Origin of the sequence: Streptomyces sp. SPB162, from assembly GCF_029504575.1 — a bacterium.
Classification (GTDB): Bacteria; Actinomycetota; Actinomycetes; order Streptomycetales; family Streptomycetaceae; genus Actinacidiphila.
On the sequence record NZ_JAQFII010000001.1, the window covers coordinates 6,433,718 to 6,447,543 of the forward strand.

At 70.2% G+C, this 13,826-nt stretch carries 10 protein-coding genes and 1 pseudogene; all 11 read left to right on the plus strand.

Annotated features, from left to right (window positions below; all coding sequences use genetic code 11):
• Positions 1 to 8 precede the first annotated feature (8 nt).
• The 11 genes and pseudogenes from M2266_RS29025 (at position 9) to M2266_RS29075 (ending at position 13,822) form a co-directional block, all read left to right on the plus strand.
• A complete protein-coding gene (locus M2266_RS29025; protein ID WP_277440856.1) occupies positions 9 to 938 on the plus strand; it encodes an ABC transporter permease in 930 nt (309 codons plus the stop codon).
• Positions 895 to 1,707, plus strand: a complete 813-nt coding sequence (locus tag M2266_RS29030) for an ABC transporter ATP-binding protein (RefSeq protein ID WP_277440857.1) — start codon at positions 895 to 897, stop codon at positions 1,705 to 1,707. The genes M2266_RS29025 and M2266_RS29030 overlap by 44 nt, the downstream gene beginning before the upstream one ends.
• Positions 1,708 to 2,125: 418 nt before the next feature.
• Complete coding sequence (hpnC, locus tag M2266_RS29035; protein WP_277440858.1) at positions 2,126 to 3,013, plus strand: squalene synthase HpnC; 888 nt, start codon at positions 2,126 to 2,128, stop codon at positions 3,011 to 3,013.
• Between the two features lie 8 nt (positions 3,014 to 3,021).
• The gene (hpnD, locus tag M2266_RS29040) at positions 3,022 to 3,960 is read left to right on the plus strand and encodes a presqualene diphosphate synthase HpnD (RefSeq protein WP_277440859.1); all 939 of its coding nucleotides are present in this window, start codon (positions 3,022 to 3,024) and stop codon (positions 3,958 to 3,960) included.
• 91 nt (positions 3,961 to 4,051) lie between these two features.
• Positions 4,052 to 5,453: pseudogene (hpnE, locus tag M2266_RS29045) on the plus strand (hydroxysqualene dehydroxylase HpnE).
• Entirely contained in the window at positions 5,450 to 6,520 is a 1,071-nt protein-coding gene (locus M2266_RS29050) for a polyprenyl synthetase family protein (RefSeq protein ID WP_277440860.1), read from the plus strand. Before hpnE ends, M2266_RS29050 begins: the two are co-directional and overlap by 4 nt.
• 97 nt (positions 6,521 to 6,617) lie before the next feature.
• Positions 6,618 to 8,627 carry a squalene--hopene cyclase gene (shc, locus tag M2266_RS29055; protein ID WP_277440861.1) on the plus strand — a complete coding sequence of 670 codons (2,010 nt, stop codon included), beginning with the start codon at positions 6,618 to 6,620 and terminating at the stop codon, positions 8,625 to 8,627.
• On the plus strand, positions 8,624 to 9,217 hold the full coding sequence (locus M2266_RS29060; protein WP_277440862.1) for a 1-hydroxy-2-methyl-2-butenyl 4-diphosphate reductase: 594 nt from the start codon (positions 8,624 to 8,626) through the stop codon (positions 9,215 to 9,217). Before shc ends, M2266_RS29060 begins: the two co-directional genes overlap by 4 nt.
• Before the next feature lie 5 nt (positions 9,218 to 9,222).
• A complete protein-coding gene (gene hpnH / locus M2266_RS29065; protein ID WP_277440863.1) occupies positions 9,223 to 10,248 on the plus strand; it encodes an adenosyl-hopene transferase HpnH in 1,026 nt (341 codons plus the stop codon).
• Positions 10,249 to 10,470: 222 nt separating this feature from the next.
• Positions 10,471 to 12,396, plus strand: coding sequence for a 1-deoxy-D-xylulose-5-phosphate synthase (gene dxs / locus M2266_RS29070; RefSeq protein ID WP_277440864.1), 1,926 nt, complete (start codon positions 10,471 to 10,473; stop codon positions 12,394 to 12,396).
• Between the two features lie 25 nt (positions 12,397 to 12,421).
• Positions 12,422 to 13,822 carry an aspartate aminotransferase family protein gene (locus M2266_RS29075; RefSeq protein WP_277441403.1) on the plus strand — a complete coding sequence of 467 codons (1,401 nt, stop codon included), beginning with the start codon at positions 12,422 to 12,424 and terminating at the stop codon, positions 13,820 to 13,822.
• The last annotated feature ends 4 nt before the right edge of the window (positions 13,823 to 13,826 follow it).

Genomic DNA, 13,826 nt, shown 5'->3' on the forward strand with positions numbered 1-13,826 from the left:
TGTCTACTGTGAGCGGAACAGCGCATGACGGCGCCGTCGCCGTGAGTGCCCCGTCGGACTCCCGGCCTGACGGAGGGCTGCCGGCTTCCGAGCTGGCGGCGAAGTACGGGCTGTCGGTCAGTGGTGCCCGGCCGGGCCTTGTGGAGTACACCCGGCAGTTGTGGGGCCGGCGGCACTTCATCAACGAGTTCGCGAAGGCGCGGACGCAGGCGCAGTACACCGATGCGCGGTTGGGTCAGTTGTGGCAGGTGATGACGCCGTTGCTGAATGCGGCGGTGTATTACCTGATCTTCGGGTTGTTGCTGGGGACCGATCGTGGTGTGGACAACTTCATCGCGTTCCTGGTGACGGGTATTTTCATCTTCACGTTCACCCAGTCGTCGATCATGAGTGGTGTGAAGGCGGTGGCGGGGAACCTGGGGTTGATTCGGGCGTTGCATTTCCCGCGGGCGTCGATGCCGATCGCGTTCACGTTGATGCAGTTGCAGCAGTTGCTGATGTCGATGCTGGTGTTGTTCTCGATCGTGTTGATGACCGGTGAGGTGCCGACCTGGTCGTGGTTGCTGGCGGTGCCGGCGTTGTTCGTGCAGTCGGTGTTCAACGCGGGTCTGGCGTTGGCGGTGGCGCGGTTGGGCAGCAAGATGACGGACTTGGCGCAGTTGATGCCGTTCATCTTGCGGACGTGGATGTACACGTCGGGGGTGATGTACAGCATCGCGAACTTCACGAAGGATGCCCCGTATTTCGTGCGGGTGTTGCTGGATGTGAATCCGATCGCGGTGTACATCGATCTGATGCGGTTCGCGTTGATCGACAGTGTGACGGCGGAGCAGATGCCGCCGCATGTGTGGGCGGTCGCGGTGGGCTGGGCGGTCGTGGCGGGTGTCGGCGGGTATGTGTATTTCTGGAAGGCTGAGGAGAAGTACGGCCGTGGCTGAGCAGAGCGAATCCCGTGTGCCGACCGTGATCGCGGATGAGGTGCACATTGTGTACCGGGTGCGGGGTGCGGGCGCCGGCAAGGGTAGTGCGACGGCTGCCCTGGGGCGGATCGTGTCGCGCAAGTCGTCGCCGAACGTGCGGTTGGTGCATGCGGTGCGGGGGGTGAGTTTCACCGCGTATCGGGGTGAGGCGGTTGGGTTGATCGGGTCGAACGGGTCGGGTAAGTCGACGTTGTTGCGGGCGATCGCGGGTCTGTTGCCGCCGGAGAGCGGCCGGGTCTACACCGATGGCCAGCCCTCGCTGTTGGGGGTGAACGCGGCGTTGATGAACGATCTGACCGGTGAGCGGAACGTGATTCTCGGCGGGTTGGCGATGGGGATGTCGCAGGAGGAGATCCGCGAGCGGTATCAGGGGATCGTGGAGTTCTCGGGGATCAACGAGAAGGGTGATTTCATCTCGTTGCCGATGCGCACGTATTCCTCGGGTATGGCGGCGCGGCTGCGGTTCTCGATCGCGGCGGCCAAGAACCATGACGTGCTGATGATCGACGAGGCGCTCGCCACGGGCGACCGCTCCTTCCAGCGCCGCTCCGAGGCCCGTATTCGTGAGCTGCGCAAGGAGGCGGGCACGGTCTTCCTGGTCAGTCACAACAACAAGTCGATCCGTGACACCTGCGACCGGGTGCTGTGGCTGGAGAAGGGCGAGCTCCTGATGGACGGCCCCACCGACGACGTGCTGAAGGCCTACGAAGAGGCCAGCAACAAGTAGCCGGCCGGCGGACCGGAACAGGGGTCGGCGCCACCACACGGACGATCGGGCCCCGCCGGGCAGGAACCGGCGGGGCCCGTCCGTTCGTCCTTCTCGCCGCCAGGACCCCGCGCCCGTCGCCGGCGGGGATTCGCACCCGCCTCATGCGCCCCTCCTGTGGGCGTCAACCGGCGCTGGCGATAGCCCGATTGGCGGCGGACGGGGGTAATCCGAAGGGAATCCCGGCTGTCGCCCGCGCCCCCGGCGTACGCCGGTGACCTGCCCGACGTAAGCTGTAGCGGTGCTCCGGGGCGGGCGCGGCGTGTCCGAAATGGGAAGATTCTTCCCGCCGGTGTAGAACGGGGAGTGTGGCGGCCATGAAGATCGGGACCATCCAGCTCCACAACGCGTCCGTCGCGCGTAGGACGGGACGCCCGCGGTGACCGCCGACGCGCCGTCGCGCGCCGTCCTCGACAAGGCCGCCCGCGAGAACTTCCCCGTCGCCCCGTTCTTCGTGCCCAAGGCGTGGCGCGGTGACCTCATGGCCATCTACGGCTTCGCGCGGCTCGTCGACGACATCGGCGACGGCGACCTGGCCAACGGCGGCCGGGACGACGCCGCCCGTCTCGGCCTCCCGCAGGACGCCGCGGGCGACCGGATCGCCATGCTCGACGCCTTCGAGGGCGACCTGCGGAAGGTGTTCGACGGAACCCCGCGCCACCCGCTGCTCCTGGCGCTGCAGCCCACGGTCCGCCGGCACGGCCTGACCCCCGGTCCCTTCGAGGGCCTGATCGAGGCCAACCGCCAGGACCAGCGGGTCCGGCGCTACGACACGTACGAGGACCTGCTCGCCTACTGCGAACTGTCCGCCAACCCGGTGGGCCGGCTCGTTCTGGGGATCACGGGCACCTCGACACCCGAACGGAACCGGCTCTCCGACGCGGTCTGCACCGCGCTGCAGATCGTCGAGCACTTGCAGGACGTGGCCGAAGACCTCGGCCGCGACCGGATTTATCTGCCGGCACAGGACATGAAACGCTTCGGAGTCACCGAAGCGGACCTCGCCGCCCCCACCGCCGGCGCACAGGTGCGCGCACTGGTGGCCTTCGAAGCGGAACGCGCCCGGGACCTTCTGAATGAAGGCACCCCCTTGGTGGGTAGCGTCCGTGGCAGGCTCAGGCTTCTGCTCGCCGGCTTCGTCGGCGGCGGTCGTGCCGCGCTGAAGGCGGTCGAGGGTGCGGGGTACGACGTGCTCCCGGGGCCGCCGAAGGCCACCAAGCCAAGCCTGCTGCGCGAAGTGGGGTCGACCTTGCGAAGAAAGGGGTGAGGCGGACCGTGAACGGTTCTGCCCACACGTCCGGGCCGGTTCTCGCCGCCTACCGTTACTGCGAGAGCGTCACCGGGCACGAGGCCCGCAACTTCGCCTACGGCATCCGCCTGCTGCCCCTCCCCAAGCGGCAGGCCATGTCAGCCCTCTACGCCTTCTCCCGCCGCGTCGACGACATCGGCGACGGCGACCTCGACCCCGAGGTCAAGCAGATCCGGCTGGACGAGACCCGGGCGCTGCTGGCCCGGATCCGCGCGGGCGAGATCCGCGAGGACGACACCGATCCGGTCGCGGTGGCGCTCACGGACGCTTCACGCCGTTTTCCGCTGCCGCTCGGCGGACTCGACGAACTGATCGACGGCGTCCTGATGGACGTGCACGGCCGGACGTACGAGACCTGGGACGACCTCGCGGCGTACTGCCGCTGCGTCGCGGGCGCCATCGGACGGCTCTCGCTGGGCGTCTTCGGAGCCGTGGGCCCCGGTGGACGGGGTCCCGGCGACATGGAGCGCGCCTCCGGGTACGCCGACACCCTCGGCCTCGCCCTGCAACTCACCAACATCCTGCGGGACGTCCGGGAGGACGCCGGCAACGGCCGTACCTATCTGCCGGCCCAGGATCTGGCCAAGTTCGGCTGCTCGGAGGGGTTCCACACCGACACCCCGCCGCCCGGCTCGGATTTCGCCGGCCTGATCGAGTACGAAGTGCGCCGCGCCCGCGCCCTGTTCGCGACGGGCTACCAATTGCTACCTATGCTCGACCGCCGCAGCGGCGCCTGTGTGGCCGCGATGGCGGGTATCTACCGCAGACTGCTGGACCGGATCGCCGCGGATCCCGAGGCGGTGCTGCGCGGCCGGGTCTCGCTCCCGGGCCACGAGAAGGCGTTCGTCGCCGTTCGTGGACTGGCGGGGCTCGACGCCCGCCGCTCGGCACGGGGGCGCGGGTGACGTTCCTGGCAACCAGTCACGTCCCCAGTGCGTCAGTGCCGGTGACGGAGCGTCGCATCGCGTCGGGCGGCATGGAGAGGGGGGAGGGCGCATGACCGGTTCCGAGGTTTCCGAACGTCCTCCGACCGCCGTGGTCGTCGGCGGCGGGCTGGCCGGCACCACGGCGGCACTGGCGCTGGCCGACGCCGGGCTGCGGGTGACACTGATCGAGACGCGTCCCCGCCTGGGCGGGCTGGCGTTCTCCTTCCGGCGCGGCGAGCTGACCGTCGACAACGGGCAGCACGTCTTCCTGCGCTGCTGCACCGCCTACCAGTGGTTCCTCGACCGGATCGCGGCGCGCGACCTGGTCACCCTGCAGGACCGGCTCGACGTGCCCGTGCTGGACGCGTCGACCATGCGGCTGGGCCGGCTGCGCCGCGCGGCGCTGCCCGTACCGCTGCACCTGGCGGCGAGCCTGGCGACGTATCCGCACCTGTCGCTCCGGGAACGGGCGATGGTCGGGCGCGCCGCGCTGGCGCTGCGCGCCCTGGACCTGGACGACCCGGCGCTGGACGACACGGACTTCGCGAGCTGGCTGAGCGAGCGGGGCCAGTCCCCGCGCACCATCGAGGCGCTGTGGGACCTGGTGGGCGTCGCGACGCTCAACGCCACCGCGGCGCATGCCTCGCTGGGGCTGGCCGCCATGGTCTTCAAGACCGGGCTGCTGTCCGAGGCCGGCGCCGCCGACATCGGCTGGGCGGCCGCGCCGCTGGGCGAGCTGCACGACGACCGGGCCCGCAAGGCGCTGGACGCGGCGGGCGTGCGGATCATGCTGCGGTCCCGGGTGACCGGCATCGAGCAGTCGGCCGGGGGCGGCTGGCTGGTCGACACCGAGACCGGCCCTGGACGCGGCGAGCGGCTCGACGCCGGCACCGTCGTCATGGCGCTGCCGCAGCGCGAGACGCACGGGCTGCTGCCGCAGGGCGCGCTGGAGGACCCCGACGCGCTGCTGGGGATCGGCACCGCGCCGATCCTGAACGTGCACGTCGTCTACGACCGGCAGGTGCTGCGGCAGCCGTTCTTCGCCGCGCTCGGCAGCCCCGTCCAGTGGGTCTTCGACCGCACCGAGAGCTCGGGGATGACGGGGCCCGGCCAGTACCTGGCCGTCTCGCAGTCCGCCGTCGAGGACGAGATCGATCTGCCGGTCGCGGAACTGCGCGCGCGGTATCTGCCGGAGCTGGAACGTCTGCTGCCCGCCGCCAGGGGGGGCCGGCGTGACGGACTTCTTCGTCACCCGGGAGCGCACGGCGACCTTCGCCCCGACGCCCGGTGTCGGGCGGCTGCGGCCGGGCGCGGCCACCCGCGCCCCCGGTCTGTACCTGGCCGGCGCGTGGACCGCCACCGGATGGCCCGCGACCATGGAGAGCGCCGTGCGCAGTGGACTGAACGCCTCCCGAGAAGCTTTGACCGCACTAGGCCTTCCGTTCGAGAACGATGTTGTGAGGGCCGTATGAGCACAGCCAGTGCAACCAGAGGAGTAATCGTGACCGCTGCCGGCGTCCTTGAGCTGCTGGAGCGCGGCCGCACCCTGTCCACACCGGTGCTCCGCTCGGCCGTGGAACGGCTCGCGCCACCGATGGACACCGTCGCCGCCTACCACTTCGGGTGGATCGACGCGGCCGGCCGGCCGGCCGACGGCGACGGCGGCAAAGCCGTGCGCCCCGCGCTGGCGCTGCTGTCCGCCGAGGCGGCGGGGGCGCCCCCCGAGGTCGGCATCCCGGGCGCGGTCGCCGTCGAGCTGGTGCACAACTTCTCACTGCTGCACGACGATCTGATGGACGGCGACGAGCAGCGCCGGCACCGCGACACGGTGTGGAAGGTGCACGGTCCCGCGCAGGCGATCCTGGTCGGTGACGCGCTGTTCGCGCTCGCCAACGAGGTGCTGCTGGAGCAGTGCACCGTGGACGCCGGCCGTGCCACCCGGCGGCTGACCGTCGCCACCCGCAAGCTGATCGACGGTCAGGCCCAGGACATCTCCTTCGAGCACCGCGAGCGCGTCACCGTCGAGGAGTGCCTGGAGATGGAGGGCAACAAGACCGGCGCCCTGCTGGCCTGCGCCTCCTCCATCGGCGCGGTACTCGGCGGCGCGTCGGAGTCCGACGCCGACGCGCTGGAGGAGTACGGCTACCACCTCGGGCTGGCCTTCCAGGCGATCGATGATCTGCTCGGCATCTGGGGCGACCCGGCGGCGACCGGCAAGCAGACCTGGAGCGATCTGCGGCAGCGCAAGAAGTCACTGCCCGTGGTCGCCGCGCTGGCGGCCGGCGGCAGTGCCTCCGAACAACTGGGGGAACTGCTCGCGGCAGATGCCAAGAATCCTGAAACAGGTGCGTTCAGTGAGGAAGAGTTCGCCCTGCGGGCGGCGTTGATCGAAGAGGCGGGAGGCCGGGAGTGGACATCCCAGGAAGCCCGTCGCCAATACGCCACCGCAATCGCCGCGCTGGATAAAATGGACATGCCGGACGAAATTCAACGTAAGCTCGTAGGCCTGGCGGATTTTGTGGTGGTTCGCGAGAAGTAAAGATCTAACGTGGAGCGCAGCACGTCGCCGACCCAGCACGTGTAACGGTCGACGGCAGCCCCAACACCGCAGAAGTCTCAACTGCAAAGGGGAAGCCATGACAGCGACGACCGACGGCAGTCCGGGGGCCCCAGCCCCCCAGGCACCTTCGGCCAGCACGACCTCGGCACCGCACCCCGTACACGTCGGTGGTGCCGAGGCGGCGGAGCGCGCCGCGCAGCGCGCCGCCGCCCATCTCCTGGCGGCCCAGCATCCCGACGGGTGGTGGAAGGGCGACCTCGAGACCAACGTGACGATGGACGCCGAGGATCTGCTGCTCCGTCAGTTCCTCGGCATCCAGGACGAGCGGACCACGCAGGCCGCCGCCCGCTGGATCCGTTCGCTGCAACGTGACGACGGGTCCTGGCCCACCTTCCACAGCGGGCCGGGGGACCTGTCCGCGACGATCGAGGCGTATGTCGCGCTGCGGCTGGCGGGCGACGCGCCGGAGGCGCCGCACATGGCGGACGCGTCGGCGTGGGTGCGCGAGGCCGGCGGCGTCGTGGGGGCCCGGGTCTTCACCAGGATCTGGTTGGCCCTGTTCGGTTGGTGGCGCTGGGAGGACCTCCCCGAGCTGCCGCCGGAGATCATCTACCTTCCCAAGTGGTTCCCGCTCAACATCTACGCCTTCGGTTGCTGGGCCCGGCAGACCATCGTCCCGCTCACCGTCGTCGCCGCCCACCGCCCGGTCCGTCCGGCGCACTTCGGGATTAGCGAGCTGCACAGCGACCCCGCACAGCCCAACCCGCCGCGCCCGCACGCCCCGCTCGCCAGCTGGGACGGCCTCTTCCAGCGGCTGGACCGGGCCCTGCACCTGTACCGCAAGGTCGGCGTCCGACCGCTGCGGCGAACCGCGCTCAAGGCCTGCGCGCAGTGGATCATCGACCGCCAGGAGGACGACGGCTGCTGGGGCGGGATCCAGCCGCCCGCCGTGTACTCGGTCATCGCCCTGCACCTGCTCGGGTACGAACTCGACCATCCGGTCGTTCGCGCGGGGCTCGATTCGCTGGATCGTTTCGCCGTGTGGCCCGACGAGGACACCCGCATGATCGAGGCGTGCCAGTCCCCGGTCTGGGACACCTGCCTGGCCACCATCGCCCTGGCCGACGCCGGTGTGCCGGCCGACCACCCGGCGCTGGTCAAGGCGGCGGACTGGATGCTGGACGAGCAGATCACCAAGCCGGGCGACTGGTCGGTGCAGCGGCCGGGGCTGCAACCGGGCGGCTGGGCCTTCGAGTTCCACAACGACAACTACCCGGACATCGACGACACAGCCGAGGTCGTGCTGGCCCTGCTGCGGGTCGAGCACCCCGATCCGGGCCGGGTCGACGCCGCCGTGGAGCGGGCCGTGCGCTGGAACATCGGCATGCAGTCGAAGAACGGGGCGTGGGGCGCCTTCGACGCCGACAACACCAGCGCGTTCCCCAACCGGCTGCCGTTCTGCGACTTCGGCGAGGTCATCGACCCGCCGTCCGCCGATGTCACCGCGCACGTGGTGGAGATGCTCGCCTCGATCGGCCTGGAGCGCGACACCCACACCCGGCGCGGCATCGACTGGCTGCTGGCGGAACAGGAGGACAACGGAGCCTGGTTCGGCCGTTGGGGCGTCAACTACATCTACGGCACGGGGTCCGCGGTGCCCGCACTGGTGGCGGCCGGACTGCCGGTGGGCCACCCCACCGTCCGACGGGCCGTCAGCTGGCTGGAGAGCGTGCAGAACCAGGACGGCGGCTGGGGCGAGGACCTGCGCTCCTACTCCGACCAGGAGTGGATCGGCCGCGGGGTCTCGACCGCCTCGCAGACCGCCTGGGCACTGCTGGCCCTGCTGTCGGCGGGCGAGCGGGACAGCGACGCGGTGGAGCGCGGGGTGCGCTGGCTCGTGGACACCCAGCAGGCCGACGGCTCCTGGGACGAGCCGTACTTCACCGGGACCGGATTCCCCCGGGACTTCTCCATCAACTACCACCTGTACCGCATGGTCTTCCCGCTCACGGCGCTCGGGCGCTACGTGCGCGGCGAACCGCTGGGAGTCATCGGCAACGCGCCGAAGGGCAAGGCGGTCGGATGACGGCTCTGCTCGTCGTCTGCGCCCTCGGCGTCGAACGGTTCGCCCTGCGGGGCGGGGACCGGACCGGCGCCGTGGGACCCGTCGCCCTGCTGCGCACCGGCATGGGACCGATGGCCGCCGACCGGGCCGTCACCGAAGCGCTGCGCGCCCCGCACCTGCGGGACGCGGCGGTGCTCGCCACCGGATTCTGCGCCGGCCTGGCCGCCGGCATGCGCCCCGGCGACCTCGTGGTCTCGGACGAGACCCACGGAGCGGGACGACTGACCGCCGCGCTCGAAGCGGCGGGGCACACCGTCCACCTCGGACGCCTGGCCGGGTCCGACCATGTCGTACGGGGCGCGGAACGCTCCGTTCTGCGGTCGACAGGAGCGATCGCGGTCGACATGGAATCCACCGCAATACTGCGCGCCGCCCTGGCGCGCGGACCGCGGCCCGTCGCCGCCGTCCGCGTTGTTGTCGACACTCCCGAGTATGAACTGGTCCGTGTCGGCACGCTGCGCACCGGAATGACCGCATTCCGCGTGCTAAGGGCTATTCTTCCTGCCTTTTTCGAATGGCACCGTACTACCGCTGTGCTCTCCTGGAGGTGAGCTAGATGGCTATGCCGCTCCGCCAGTCCATCCGGGTCGGAACGTACCTCATGGAACAGAAACTCCGACGCCGTGAGAAGTTTCCACTGATCGTGGAATTGGAGCCGCTGTTCGCCTGCAACCTGGCCTGCGAGGGCTGTGGAAAGATCCAGCACCCGGCAGGGGTCCTCAAGCAGCGCATGCCGGTCGCCCAGGCGGTCGGCGCGGTGCTCGAATCCGGCGCCCCGATGGTGTCCATCGCCGGTGGCGAGCCCTTGATGCACCCCCAGATCCACGAGATCGTGCGCCAGTTGGTGGCCAAGCGGAAGTACGTCTTCCTCTGCACCAACGCGTTGCTCATGCGCAAGAAGATGGACAAGTTCACGCCGTCCCCGTACTTCGCCTTCACCGTCCACATCGACGGGCTGAAGGAGCGGCACGACGAGTCGGTCGCCAAGGACGGCGTCTTCGAGGAGGCGGTCGAGGCGATCAAGGAGGCCAAGAGACGCGGCTTCCGGGTCACCACCAACTCGACCTTCTTCAACACCGACACCCCGCAGAGCATTATCGAGGTCCTCGACTACCTCAATGACGACCTCAAGGTCGACGAGATGATGATCTCGCCCGCCTACGCGTACGAGAAGGCACCCGACCAGGAGCACTTCCTCGGCGTCGAGCAGACCCGTGAGCTGTTCAAGAAGTCCTTCGCGGGCGGCAACCGCCGGAAGTGGCGGCTCAACCACAGCCCGCTCTTCCTGGACTTCCTGGAGGGCAAGGCCGACTTCCAGTGCACCGCCTGGGGCATCCCCAACTACTCGCTCTTCGGCTGGCAGCGACCCTGCTACCTGATGAGCGACGGCTACGTGCCCACCTACCGCGAGCTGATCGAGGAGACTGACTGGGACAAGTACGGCCGCGGCAAGGACCCGCGCTGTGCCAACTGCATGGCGCACTGCGGCTACGAGCCGACCGCCGTACTCGCCACCATGGGCTCCCTCAAGGAATCGCTCCGTGCCGCCCGAGAGACGGTGGCCGGGAACCGCGGGAAGTGACGGCCCGGATGTCGGGGAACGAGCCGACAGCGCTCGGTCAGCCCGCCGTACCGCCCCGCCCGCTCCCGGTGTGCCGCCCCGCGCGGCGCACCGGGAGCGGGCCGGCACCGAAGAGGCGGTGAAGATCACCGAGCAGTTGGAAGCAGGCGGCGCGCTCGCGGGGACACCCGGAGCCGCCGTCGGCTGACCGCAGCAATCCCGGTAGGGGGAACGAGGTCCATCGTGTCGATACTGGAGAACATCCGAGGCCCGCGCGACCTGAAAGCACTGCCCGAAACCCGACTCGACGAACTCGCCGCCGATATCCGCCACTTCCTCGTGGAGGCGGTGGCGAGAACCGGCGGCCACCTCGGACCCAACCTGGGCGTGGTCGAGCTGACCATCGCCCTGCACCGCGTCTTCGACTCGCCCGCCGACCGCGTGCTGTGGGACACCGGCCACCAGTCCTACGTCCACAAGCTGCTCACCGGACGGCAGGACTTCTCGAAGCTGCGCGGCAAGGGCGGCCTCTCCGGCTATCCGTCGCGTGCCGAGTCCGAACACGACATCATCGAGAACAGCCACGCCTCGACGGTGCTCGGCTGGGCCGACGGCCTCGCCAAGGCCAACCAGGTGCTGGGACGGCCCGACCACGTCGTCGCGGTCATCGGGGACGGCGCGCTGACCGGTGGCATGGCCTGGGAGGCGCTGAACAACATCGCCGCGGCCAAGGACCGCCCGCTGATCATCGTCGTCAACGACAACGAGCGCTCCTACGGGCCGACGATCGGCGGACTCGCCAACCACCTGGCGACCCTGCGCACCACCGACGGATACGAGCGCTTCCTGGCCTGGGGCAAGGACCGGCTGCAGCGCACCCCCGTCGTGGGCCGGCCGCTGTACGAGTCCCTGCACGGTGCGAAGAAGGGGTTCAAGGACGCCTTCGCCCCGCAGGGTATGTTCGAGGACCTGGGCCTGAAGTACGTCGGCCCGATCGACGGGCACGACATCGCGGCCGTCGAATCGGCGCTGCGCCGCGCCGCGCGCTTCCACGGGCCGGTGCTCGTGCACTGCCTGACGCAGAAGGGCCGCGGCTACCCGGCGGCGGAGCGGGACGAGGCGGACCGCTTCCACACCGTCGGCGCCATGGACCCGCTCACCTGCGAACCGCTCGCGCCGTCCAACGGTCCCTCGTGGACCTCGGTCTTCGGCGCCGAGATGCTGCGGATCGGCGCCGAGCGCCCGGGGGTCGTCGCCATCACCGCGGCGATGCTGCAACCCGTCGGGCTCGCGCCGTTCGCCGCCGCGTACCCCGGCCGGATCTACGACGTCGGCATCGCCGAGCAGCACGCCGCCACCTCGGCCGCAGGGCTGGCCACCGCCGGTCTGCACCCGGTGGTCGCGGTGTACGCGACGTTCCTGAACCGGGCGTTCGACCAGGTGCTGATGGACGTGGCGCTGCACAAGTGCGGGGTCACCTTCGTACTGGACCGGGCGGGCGTCACCGGCGTGGACGGCGCCTCGCACAACGGCATGTGGGACATGTCGATCCTGCAGGTCGTGCCCGGGCTGCGGATCGCAGCCCCGCGCGACGCCGACCAGCTGCGCGCGCAGCTGCGCGAGGCCGTCGACATCGATGACGCGCCCACCGTCGTCCGGTTCCCCAAGGAGACGGTCGGCGAGGCGGTGCCGGCCCTGGAGCGGATCGGCGGGCTGGACGTGCTGCGCCGTGATCCGCGGCCCGACGTGCTGCTGGTGTCGGTCGGCGCGCTCGCCGGCACCTGCCTGGCGGTCGCGGAGCTGCTGGGCGAACGCGGCCTCGGCGTCACGGTCGTCGACCCGCGCTGGGTCAAACCGGTCGACGCCACGCTGCCGCCGCTCGCCGCGGGCTTCCGCGTGGTGGCGGTCGTCGAGGACAACAGCCGTGCCGGTGGCGTGGGTTCGGCGGTCGCGCAGGCGCTGCGGGACGCGGACGTCGACGTACCGGTGCGCGACTTCGGCATCCCGCCGGACTTCCTGGCCCATGCCAAACGCGGCGAAGTACTCGCCGACATCGGACTCACGCCGGCCGAGATCGCCGGCCGGATCAGCGCCACGCTCGCCCGCCGCAACGGGGTCGGCGTCGTGGGCGACGCGAGCAAGGAGCTGGCACCCGATGACATCGTCTGAGTCGCAGCCCGTCGAACCGCCCCCCATGGCCGCGCCGCCGGCGGCGAAGGGCTTCGACATCGCGACGCTCCTCGCCGAACGCGGCGGCGAGCGCTACGAGCTGCACACCAAGCACCTCAACCACCAACTGCCGCGCATGCTGCGCACCATCGGCTTCGACAAGGTCTACGAGCGGGCCGAGGGCGCGCACTTCTGGGACGCCGAGGGCCAGGACTACCTCGACATGCTCGCCGGCTTCGGCGTGATGGGCCTGGGGCGGCACCACCCCGTCGTCCGCAAGGCGCTGCACGACGTCCTGGACGCCGGGCTCGCCGACCTGACCCGCTTCGACTGCCAGCCGCTGCCGGGACTGCTCGCCGAGAAGTTGCTCACCCACAGCCCGCACCTGGACCGGGTGTTCTTCGGCAACAGCGGCACCGAGGCCGTCGAGACGGCGCTGAAGTTCGCCCGCTACGCCACCGGCAAACCGCGGATCCTGTACTGCGCGCACGCGTTCCACGGGCTGACGACGGGGTCGCTGTCCGTCAACGGCGAGGACGGCTTCCGCGACGGTTTCGCCCCGCTGCTGCCCGACACCGCCATTCCGCTCGGCGATCTGGACGCGCTGGAAAGGGAGTTGAAGCGCGGCGACGTGGCGGGGCTGATCGTGGAGCCCATCCAGGGCAAGGGCGTCCACGAGACCCCGCCGGGCTATCTGCGCGCCGCGCAGGAACTGCTGCACCGGCACAAGGCGCTGCTGATCGCCGACGAGGTGCAGACCGGCCTCGGACGGACCGGCGACTTCTACGCCTATCAGCACGAGGCCGGGGTCGAACCCGATCTGCTGTGCGTCTCGAAGGCGCTGTCGGGCGGCTACGTTCCGGTCAGCGCGACGCTCGGCAAGGAATGGATCTTCAAGAAGGTCTACTCCTCGATGGACCGGGTCCTGGTGCACTCCGCCAGCTTCGGCTCCAACGCCCAGGCGATGGCGGCCGGTCTGGCGACGCTGTCCGTCATGGACGACGAGGGCGTCGTCGCCAACGCCCGGCACACCGGCGACCTGTTGCGCACCCGACTGGCCGCCCTCGTCGACCGCTACGAGCTGCTGCGCGAGGTGCGCGGGCGCGGGCTGATGATCGGGATCGAGTTCGGCAGGCCGACCTCTCTGGGGTTGCGCAGCCGCTGGGCGATGCTCCAGGCCGCCCGCAAGGGCCTGTTCGCGCAGATGGTGGTGGTGCCGCTGCTGCAGAGGCACCGGATTCTGACTCAGGTCTCCGGCGACCACCTCGAAGTCATTAAGCTGATCCCGCCGCTGATCATCGACGAGTCGGACGTGGACCGGTTCGTCGAAGCGTTCACCGCCGTGATGGACGACGCGCACGGCGGCGGCGGGTTGATGTGGGACTTCGGGCGGACGCTGGTCAAGCAGGCGGTCGCCAATCGGTGAGGAC

Coding starts and splice junctions, on each gene's coding strand:
- M2266_RS29030 (WP_277440857.1), top strand. CDS start 895: ATGTGTATTTCTGGAAGGCTGAGGAGAAGTACGGCCGTGGCTGAGCAG.
- M2266_RS29050 (WP_277440860.1), top strand. CDS start 5,450: ATGAGCACAGCCAGTGCAACCAGAGGAGTAATCGTGACCGCTGCCGGC.
- shc (WP_277440861.1), top strand. CDS start 6,618: ATGACAGCGACGACCGACGGCAGTCCGGGGGCCCCAGCCCCCCAGGCA.
- M2266_RS29060 (WP_277440862.1), top strand. CDS start 8,624: ATGACGGCTCTGCTCGTCGTCTGCGCCCTCGGCGTCGAACGGTTCGCC.
- hpnH (WP_277440863.1), top strand. CDS start 9,223: ATGGCTATGCCGCTCCGCCAGTCCATCCGGGTCGGAACGTACCTCATG.
- M2266_RS29075 (WP_277441403.1), top strand. CDS start 12,422: ATGGCCGCGCCGCCGGCGGCGAAGGGCTTCGACATCGCGACGCTCCTC.